We start from the raw sequence: 7416 nt of genomic DNA, 5'->3' as shown, positions 1-7416 counted from the left end.
CCCTGGGACGGCAAGGCCTTCGGCGATCTGATGGTCAAGGGCCCCTGGGTGGTCAAGGAATACTTCAAGGGCGAAGGCGGCGATCCGCTGGTCAAGGATGACGAGGGCCGCGGCTGGTTCCCCACCGGCGACGTCGCCACCATCGACCCAGACGGCTACCTGCAGATCACCGATCGCAGCAAGGACGTGATCAAGTCCGGCGGCGAATGGATCAGCTCCATCGACATCGAGAACATCGCCGTCTCCCATCCCTGCGTGGCGATGGCGGCGTGCATCGGCGTGGCGCACCCGAAGTGGGACGAGCGCCCCATCGTGGTCGTGGTGAAGAAGCCCGGCCCCGAGCTGACTTGTGCGGAACTGCTGAGCTTCTACCAGGGCAAGACCGCCAAGTGGCAGATCCCGGACGACGTGGTTTTCGTCGATGCGATACCAGTGGGCGCCACGGGCAAGATCCTGAAGGCGCGTCTGCGCGAGTTCCTGCAGGCGTACCGCCTTCCCGGCGCGGACAAGGCCTGAGTTGATCGCTCCCCTGGCAGGGAGCGGAAGGAAGCCGGGGCCCCATGGGCCCCGCGAACGAAATCAACGAAATCAGCGCTCCAGGGATCGAATCAGTTCTTCGGCCTGGGGCCATTCGCCGAAGCCGGAGGCCGGATTGAGGTGGCCGACGGCACCCGCGTTCACCAGCGTGCTGCCCCATTGCAGCGCCATCTCCTCCACGCGCCGGAAGCTCGCCAGCGGATCGTTGGTGCTCGCCGCCACGATGCTCCTGAACGGCAGTGGGCGGCTCGGCACGGGCAGCCAGCCGTTGGCTTGCAGGGCATCCCGCGTCGGGTAGCCCGCGGGCAGCGGCGTCTCGAAATCCGGGGGCGCCGCCAGCAGCGCGCCCTGCAGCGTCCTGGCATGCTTCATCGCCCAGTGCGCCAGCATGACGACCCCGCCGCTGTGCGCCACCGCCAGGATGGGCCCGTCAATGGTCTCGACGGTGCGCTGGATCGCCGCCACGCGCGCCGCGCAGTTCAGCTTGTCCGCCTCGAGAGGCGGCACCGAGACGACGCGGCGCAGAGGCATCAGCCTGCGCTCCAGCTTCGTCTGCCAGTGTTCCTCGACGTGGTCGCGCAGGCCGGGCACGATCAGGATGGTGGAATGCAAGGGTATCTTCATGTCGTCTGGAAACTGAAAGGCCACGGCGCAGGCCCGGCATCGCCAGGCCGATTCGCCGTGCCCGGATTCATCAAGGCGCGACGGCGAGCTGCACGCCGGACACCCGGGCGACGTCCGCCTCGTAGCTGCGCGCCGACCAGATGAAGGCCGCTGCCGCCAGCACACTGAAGAAAGGCACCACCGCCAGCGCCTGCTGCAGGCCCCACTGATCCGACAGCGCGCCCACCAGGAAAGGCCCGACGGCCAGGCCGAAAAGGTTCTGGAACAGCGAGAGCACGGCGGAGCCCGTCGAGCGCACGCCGGGGTGGACGACGTCGATGGCGATCCCCGACACCACGCCCACCGTGCAGGTCATGAAGAAGCCGCCCAGCAGCACCAGCCGGAACTGCGCCTCCCCCGGCGAGGTTCCGGCGAAGGCCGCCAGGAACACCACCATGGTGGCCACGCACAGCACCGCCAGTGCCGGCAGCTTGTTGCGGGGGCGGCGCACCGCGAGGCGGTCCACGACGTAGCCCCAGAAGACGCCGCCCAATGCACCGAGCAGGACCACGACGGCGGACTGCCTGGCCGCAGCCTCGGGCGACAGGCCGTGGAAGCGGTTGAGATAGCTGGGCAGCCAGGACCACACGGCCGAGACCACGACGAGCTGCATCGCCGCGCCGACGCAGACGAAGAGCAAGGTGCGGGTTCGCGCCAGCGTGCCGAAGATGTGCCTGAGCGTGCCAGCGGCCGTCTGGGTGACCTTGTCCAGCCGGGGCGTGAGGGCCACCGTCTTGTAGTCGCGCACCAGCAGGTACAGCAGGGCCATCGCCAGTCCTGGAACGCCGACCACGCCGAATGCGGCTCTCCAGCCCCACTTGGCCGCGATCACGCCACCCAGCACCACGCCCAGCACGGAACCCAGTGAGGCAGCGGCGAAGAAGGCGCCGAGAACGGCCCCGCGCAGACGCTTGGGAAACAGCGTCGAGATCAAGGCCGCGCCGACCGAGCCGTAGCCGGTTTCGCCGGCGCCCACCACCGCACGCGCGGCGAAGAGCTGGCCGAAATGGGTCGTGAACATGCAGGAGGTGGTCGCCACGCTCCAGACGGTCGCCATCACCACGATGCTCTTGACGCGGCTCACTCGATCCGCCATCAGGGCCACCGGGATACCGCCGACCGCCACGACGATGGAGATGATGGAGACCAGCGCGCCCAGCTGCTTGTCGCTCAGGCTCCATTCGTTCTTGATGTGCGGAAAGAGCGAAACGATCACCTGCCGGTCGATGTAGTCGAACAGCATCAGCCCGAAGGTCATTGCGAACGCGAACCAGGCTTGCCCCCGTCCGATCAGGTAGTCGTCCTTCTGCCCGGGCGGCGCGAATCCTGTCAAGGTCATGCTCATGATGTGTCTCCTTGGTTCTTCTGCTGTCGAGCCGGCCGGTTACGCGTGTGCCGCGTGCAGCGTGAATCCCTTGTGGCCGGGCTTGCGGTTGGGCGCAAAGCCGTTGGCCGCCAGCGTCTCCTCGGCGTTCTCGTAGAAGGTGCCGATCCTGTAGATCTCCCTCGCCTCCCCGGCGTTGGCGACATCGCGCCCCACTTCCCGGGCGATGCGCACCAGCTGCTCGATCTGCTCCACCGAACCCATCTTGCGATCTCGGCGCTGGGTCCAGATGTTGTCCTCGATGCCGCAGCGCACATGCAGGCCCATGGCAATGGCCATCATGTTGATGGGCAGCACGTTGAGCATGGAGGTTTCGAGCGTGAGCACGGAACCGTCCGGGCAGGCGCGCAGGAAATTGGCCAGGTTGTAGATGTTGGGCTGGTCGAAGCCGCCCCCGATGGCCACCCAGGTCAGGATCAAGGGCACGTTGCAGGCGTTGCGCCGCATCATGCGCTCCACCGTCTCCAGCTGCGTGATGTTGGCGAGCTGGAAGTGGGTCTGGATGCCCGCGGCGGACAGGCGGCGGATGTGCTCCTCGACCCAGCCCGGCCCCGCGGGAATGGTCATCTCGCGGTAGGCCTCGTACATGGCGGGTTCGGCCAGCGAGGTGCCGCGCAGGTCCGCCTCGGTCATCTGCTCGACGATGTTCATCTGGTTGGAATTGATGGCGATCGTCACCTGGTCGGGCCTGGGTTCGAGCTCGGCCAGCATGTGACGGGTGTCGTCGGACAGCCACTTCGCGGCCGCGCCTTCACCCTCAGGGGCGAAGGAGATGGAGCCGCCCACCTGGATGATCATCTCCGGGACACGGGCTCGAACGCCGTCGATCAGCTCGTTGAACTTGGACAGGCGCTTGGAACCCTTGCCGTCGAGTTCGCGCACGTGCAGGTGCAGCACCGTGGCGCCGGCGTTGTAGCAGTCCACCGCCTTCTGGATGTGGGATTCCATGGTGACGGGAATGTCTTCGGGGAAGTCCTCAGGCGCCCACTCCGGTCCATAGGGGGCGCAGGTGATGACGAGCTTCTGCTGGTTTTCGGGAATGAGGGATCCGTCGAGGAAGTTCATGGCGTGTCTCTGGGAGTGATTGATGGGGAACAAAGGCTGAATGCAAGGCCGGCATCAGAAGGGCTTGTCGCCCACGATGGCTGCGCGCTCCATCTTGCGATGGCACGGTGGGTAGTCCATCACCGCGTAGTGCTGGGTGCTGCGGTTGTCCCAGATCGCGATGCTGTTGGGCTTCCAGCGCCAGCGCACCTGGTATTCCGGGATGCTGGCCTGGGAGATCAGGTACTTCAGCAGGTCGGACCCGGCCTGGTTGTAGTCCTGGCCGTAGCGCACGTTCGCCTTGTTGTGGAAGTTGACGAAGTGCGTCGTGAAGGCATTGACGAAGAGCAGCTTCTCCCGTGTCTCGGGGTGCGTGCGCACCACGGGGTGCTCGGCATCCGGGTACTCGGCCTTCATGGCCAGGCGCTTTTCCCGGGGCATGGCCGCGGCAAAGGAGCTGTTGAAGCTGTGATTGGCCCACAGGTCGGCGATCCGCGCCTTGACGTCGTCCGGCAGCTTCTCGTAGGCCATGACCATGTTGGCCCACATGGTGTCGCCGCCCACCGGCGGGCACTCGACGCAGCGCAGCACGCAGCCCATCGGCGGCGTCTCGCGCCAGGTGCCGTCGGTGTGCCAGGCGTTCTCGTAGCGGTCGACGGGCGCGTCCGGCGTCTTGTAGATCTGGACCAGGCCGGGCGCGTCCGGATGGGAGGGCACCATCGGATGGTCTTCCAGCTTGCCCAGCCGGGCTGCGAAGGCCACGTGCGCCTGGCGCGAGATGTCCTGATTGCGCAGGAACAGCACCCGGTGCTTCAGCAGGGCCTGGTAGATCTCCCTGAACAGACCGTCTTCGCAGGCTGCATCGGCCAGGTTCACGTCGACCAGTTCGGCGCCGATGCTGCAGGTCAACTGTTCGACCTTCATGATGTTGTCTCCTATGGCTTGTGGTTCTCAGATGACGAAGATCGAAGAGCCCGTGGTCTTGCGCGACGCCAGGTCGCGGTGCGCCTGCGCCGCGTCTTCCAGGGCGTAGTGCTGGTTGATCTCGATCCTGATGCGACCGGCCGCCACGTGCCCGAAGACCTCGTCGGCCAGCTGCGCCTTCTCGACGGGGTCCGCGATGTAGTCGGCCAGCGCCGGCCGCGTCATGTACAGGGACCCCTTGATCGCCAGCAATTGCGGGTCGAAGGGCGGAATCGGCCCGCTGGCCGCGCCCACATAGACCATGAGGCCGCGGCGCTTGAGCGAATCCAGCGAGCCCATGTAGGTGCTGCGGCCCACGCTGTCGAACACCACGTTCACGCCCACGCCGTCGGTGATCTCGCGCACGCGGCTGGCCACGTCCTCGCGGCTGTAGTCGATGGTGTGGTCGCAGCCGTGCGAGCGCGCGATTGCGGCCTTCTCTTCGGTGGACACCGTTCCGATGACAGTGATGCCCAGGAGCCTGGCCCATTGGGCGACGATCAACCCCACACCGCCCGCGGCGGCGTGCAGCAGCAGGGTGTCGCCCTGCTTGAAGGGGTAGATGCGGCGCATCAGGTAGGCGCAGGTCAGCCCGCGCATCGTCATGGCGGCCGCGGTTTCGAAGGCGATGGATTCGGGCAGGCGGATCAGGGGCGCCGCGGCGATCAACCGCTCGGTGCTGTACGCACCCAGGGTGTTGACGAATCCGGTGTAGGTCACGCGGTCACCCACCGCCAGATGGGTCACACCCTCGCCCACTTCCAGCACGACGCCGGCGGCTTCCACGCCGATGCCGCTGGGCAGGGGAACGGCATAGGTGCCGTTGCGGAAATAGGTGTCGGCGTAGTTGAGGCCGACCGCCACATGGCGCAGCCGCACCTGGCCCGCGCCGGGCTTGCCGACTTCGACCTCTTCCATGCGAAGGACCTCCGGGCCACCCGCCTCGTGGAACCTTACAGCTTTTGCCATTGATCATGTCTCCTGGTATTGCATGGATGGAACTTTAGGCATCGCGTCGCCCGGCCGCTTCGCAACGCGCGCCATCGATTTCGCATCTCATGCCAGAATTCATCCAGGAGAAGGGCCGATCGATATGAATCCCATGGTTCGCGCAGCGGCCCTGACCAACTACCTGGAGGTCGCAAGAAGCCTCGGCTTCGATCCACGCGGCGCCCTCAGGCGCGTGGGGCTGAACCAGGCGATGCTCAAGGATCCGGAGCGGCGAATCCCGACGGACGCAGCCGTGGCCTTGCTCGAGGAATCGGCGGCCGAGTCCGGCTGCCCCACTTTCGGACTGCGCATGGCGGAGTTGCGGCAGCTGTCGCACTTCGGCGCGGTGAGCCTGCTGATCAGCCACCAGTCCACCTTGCGGGACGCCCTGATCACGACCATCAACTACAGGCATCTGCTCAACCAGAGCCTGGCCATGGAGATCGAAGACGCGGGCAAGATGGTGATCGTCCGGGCCGAGCTTGTCGCCAACGTCCCGGCGCGCCAGGCCACGGAATTGGCCATCGGCGTCGTATTCCGCATGTGCGCGGCGCTCATGGGTGCGCGGTGGCAGCCCTTCAGCGTGAATTTCAGCCATGCGGCGCCGCCCGACCTGCGCCTGCATCGTCGCCTGTTCTCCTGCAGACTGGAATTCGACAGCGAGTTCAACGGCATCGTGATTCCGGCTGCCGACCTGGACGCACCCAATCCCTCCGCCGATCCCGCCATGGCGCGATACGCGAGGCAGTTCATCGAATCCTTGCCTTCGGCGCGCGAGTCCGGCATGGCGCTGGAGGTTCGCCGCGCCGTCTATCTGATGCTGCCGACCGGACGCGCCACCATCGAGTGCGTGGCGCAAGGCCTGGGCCTGAGCGTGCGGTCGATGCAGCGCCAGCTGGACGAAGCGGGGGCGAGCTTCACATCGCTGCTCAACGAGGTGCGCCGCGAACTGGCGCCCCGCTACATGGACAATCCCAAGTACAGCCTCCAACGCGTATCGGAACTGCTCGGCTACAGCACGCCGGGCTCCTTCACCCGGTGGTTCGTCGCCCAGTTCGGCCAGATCCCGTCGGCCTGGCGCGAGGCGCACGCCGCGCAGGCGCGAAGCAGACCCGCCCGGGGCAGCTTGCGCAAGGCCTCGACAGCGGACCCGGACTCGGGCAGCCGCTAGCGGTCGATCGCGTCCTGCCCTGCCGGCGTCGCACCCTGCGCTTCAACCCACCGGAGGCCTTGCCAGGAGTCCGTTCGTGCGGGCCCAGTGAAGGGCCTGCGTGCGGCTTCCCACCCCGATGCGGCGGAACAGGCGCCACAGGTGGACCTTGATGGTGTGCTCGCTGATCGCGAGTTCCTCGGCCATCTCCCGATTGCTCAGGCCGCGCGACAGCAGGCCGATCAGCTCGGTCTGCCGCTTGGACAGCTTGGTGTTCGCGGCCACGGGGACATCGTCGTCGTCCTCGTCCGCCTGGAGCAGACCCTTCAACGCCGCCATCAGCTCCGGAGCGCCGGCGGCCTTCTCGATATAGATGTCCGCGCCCGCGCCGATGCAGAGCGCTCCATGTCCTCGGCCGGAGACGCCGAATAGACGGCCAGGGGCACGAGGGGATACGCGGCCTTCACCGCGAGCACGCCCGAATCGCCGTGCGTGTCGGGCAGGTTCAGGTCGAGGCAGATCAGATCGGGCGGCCCGACGCGCTTGACGGCCGCGCCCAGCGCATCGAGCCGGTCGAGCTCGACGAGGTTCGCAGCGGGCCGAAGCCGCCGGAACACCATCACGATGGCCTCGCGCATCATGGGATGGTCGTCGATCACAAAGACGTTCATGCGCAGGCCTTCGA

The 7416-nt window shown here is 66.7% G+C and carries 9 protein-coding genes; 2 read left to right on the top strand and 7 right to left on the bottom strand.

Annotated features, from left to right (window positions below):
- On the top strand, window positions 1-516 hold a 516-nt coding region (locus tag AC1DNF_RS14290), incomplete at its 5' end, for an AMP-binding enzyme (RefSeq protein WP_478149263.1).
- Window positions 517-588: 72 nt separating this feature from the next.
- On the opposite strand, the gene AC1DNF_RS14285 is transcribed toward AC1DNF_RS14290, so the two are convergent.
- The 5 genes from AC1DNF_RS14285 to AC1DNF_RS14265 all read right to left on the bottom strand — a co-directional run bounded on the left by AC1DNF_RS14285 (window position 589) and on the right by AC1DNF_RS14265 (window position 5560).
- Entirely contained in the window at window positions 589-1161 is a 573-nt protein-coding gene (locus AC1DNF_RS14285) for an RBBP9/YdeN family alpha/beta hydrolase (protein WP_478149262.1), read from the bottom strand.
- A gap of 70 nt (window positions 1162-1231) precedes the next feature.
- A complete protein-coding gene (locus AC1DNF_RS14280) occupies window positions 1232-2545 on the bottom strand; it encodes an MFS transporter (protein ID WP_478149261.1) in 1314 nt (437 codons plus the stop codon).
- 39 nt (window positions 2546-2584) lie between these two features.
- Window positions 2585-3649, bottom strand: coding sequence for a beta-keto acid cleavage family enzyme (locus tag AC1DNF_RS14275; RefSeq protein ID WP_478149260.1), 1065 nt, complete (start codon window positions 3647-3649; stop codon window positions 2585-2587).
- A gap of 54 nt (window positions 3650-3703) precedes the next feature.
- The gene (locus tag AC1DNF_RS14270) at window positions 3704-4552 is read right to left on the bottom strand and encodes a TauD/TfdA dioxygenase family protein (protein ID WP_478149259.1); all 849 of its coding nucleotides are present in this window, start codon (window positions 4550-4552) and stop codon (window positions 3704-3706) included.
- Between the two features lie 27 nt (window positions 4553-4579).
- Window positions 4580-5560, bottom strand: a complete 981-nt coding sequence (locus AC1DNF_RS14265) for a quinone oxidoreductase family protein (RefSeq protein WP_478149258.1) — start codon at window positions 5558-5560, stop codon at window positions 4580-4582.
- Window positions 5561-5693: 133 nt separating this feature from the next.
- On the opposite strand from AC1DNF_RS14265, the gene AC1DNF_RS14260 reads away from it, so the two are divergent.
- Complete coding sequence (locus tag AC1DNF_RS14260) at window positions 5694-6752, top strand: AraC family transcriptional regulator (protein WP_478149257.1); 1059 nt, start codon at window positions 5694-5696, stop codon at window positions 6750-6752.
- A 42-nt stretch (window positions 6753-6794) separates the two neighbouring features.
- Here AC1DNF_RS14260 and AC1DNF_RS14255 read toward each other — a convergent pair whose 3' ends face one another.
- Together AC1DNF_RS14255 and AC1DNF_RS14250 are read right to left on the bottom strand one after the other, a co-directional pair.
- Window positions 6795-7070: a response regulator transcription factor gene (locus tag AC1DNF_RS14255; RefSeq protein ID WP_478149256.1), complete on the bottom strand. Its 276-nt coding sequence runs from the start codon at window positions 7068-7070 to the stop codon at window positions 6795-6797.
- Window positions 7070-7402: a response regulator gene (locus tag AC1DNF_RS14250; RefSeq protein WP_478149255.1), complete on the bottom strand. Its 333-nt coding sequence runs from the start codon at window positions 7400-7402 to the stop codon at window positions 7070-7072. The genes AC1DNF_RS14255 and AC1DNF_RS14250 overlap by 1 nt, the downstream gene beginning before the upstream one ends.
- Window positions 7403-7416: the final 14 nt, after the last annotated feature.

It is taken from the genome of Variovorax sp. 01T432 (assembly GCF_056398605.1).
Note: the sequence above shows the minus strand (reverse complement) of the source record. Positions and strands in the feature narration are given on the sequence as shown.